General features: G+C 42.8%; 2 protein-coding genes and 1 pseudogene. 2 read left to right on the forward strand and 1 reads right to left on the reverse strand.

Annotated features, from left to right (window positions below):
• A pseudogene (locus tag R7040_RS24455) lies at nucleotides 1-179 on the forward strand (slipin family protein); the annotation flags it as partial.
• A gap of 127 nt (nucleotides 180-306) precedes the next feature.
• On the opposite strand, the gene R7040_RS24460 reads toward R7040_RS24455, so the two are convergent.
• A complete protein-coding gene (locus R7040_RS24460) occupies nucleotides 307-735 on the reverse strand; it encodes a globin (protein ID WP_318097267.1) in 429 nt (142 codons plus the stop codon).
• A gap of 314 nt (nucleotides 736-1,049) precedes the next feature.
• Here R7040_RS24460 and R7040_RS24465 point away from each other — a divergent pair.
• Nucleotides 1,050-1,321: nitroreductase family protein (locus R7040_RS24465; protein WP_318097268.1), on the forward strand; the 272-nt coding region annotated here is incomplete at its 3' end.

Consider the following 1,321-nt stretch of genomic DNA (forward strand, 5'->3'; position numbering starts at 1 on the left):
CAGAAATGCTAAACGAAGCGCCAAACGCGCTGCAATTACGCTATATGCAGACATTAACCGAAATTACGACGGACAAAACCTCAACCATCATCTTCCCAATGCCAATTAATTTGGTCGAAGCGGTGACGGACATTGCCAACGCCGTTAAAAAGAATCAGGGGCAGGATAAAGAAGAATAGCCACATTAATTTTCAAATAAGGGCGGAAGCGGCTTGGGTTTAACTTGAGCGGACTTAGTTTGGTCTCGTTGAGTTTGGTGTAAACAGTAAGGCCGCTTCTTCATATTAGATATCACAAACCTTTCGATCACTGACCCGTGTCGGATTTACTTGGCGGCGTACCACATTCGCGTTTCATGATTTCCAGACCCGATTTAAAACAAGCGCGCCATGCCTTTTCAACGTCGGAGTTGTACTCATAATCACACTCCCGTACTGTTTCCAATAAGCTTTCAAACCAAATATCAATGTCTTCGGGTTTGATACCAATGTTTCCGATACCGTGCTTTTTGCCATACTTTTCCATCATTTTTCGCGCATCAGAAGACGTGTCTGTCATCATAAAAAAGACGATCGAGCCTTTGAGCATACGAACTTGCTTTTGCATATCTACGCCTTCAAATTTCTGCCGAAAGCTCTCTCCTTTCGACCAAAACTTGGCATAAAACCGCTCGAAAAAGTACTCACTGAGAACACAACGCTCGTAACTGTCGTTGAAACCCTCAATCACATTCATGACCACTCCAAACGAAAACCAGAGTACAACTCATATTTTATGAGGGTAATTTAATATCTCAAAGAAGGGGCAAGCGAATATCTCAAAGCTTGTAATTTTTGCCAAGAAACAGCAAAGACCACGTTCTCTACGCAGAGTTTGAAACATCACTCCCAAGTTCTCTGTTCGATTTTCAACAAAAAGTTAAAAGTGATTTAAATAAAAGCCATCTTATCAATTGCTGGTTATTCGGTACTATGAACTCACTTTCGAGGTACGCGTGGTTGTCGAAGCTAAAAGCGGCCGATATAAAACTGAATAACGAGGATAAAAACGTGTCTCATCAAATCATTAAAGATCTAAACAGCCGCTACACAGCGAAAAAATACGACGCAGAAAAACGCATTTCTCAAGAAGATATGGCCATCATCAAAGAAGCCATTCGTCTGTCTGCATCGTCAATCAACTCGCAACCATGGAAATTCATCGTGATTGAAAGTGATGAAGCGAAACACCGCTTCCACAGCACGTTCGCGAACAAACACCAATTTAACCAGCCCCCCGCGCCCCCGGCGTCGCACACTAACCTTCTTGCTTACGATCCTAA

Source organism: Vibrio sp. 1069 (assembly GCF_033340555.1).

Coding starts and splice junctions, on each gene's coding strand:
- R7040_RS24460 (WP_318097267.1), bottom strand. CDS start 735: ATGAATGTGATTGAGGGTTTCAACGACAGTTACGAGCGTTGTGTTCTC.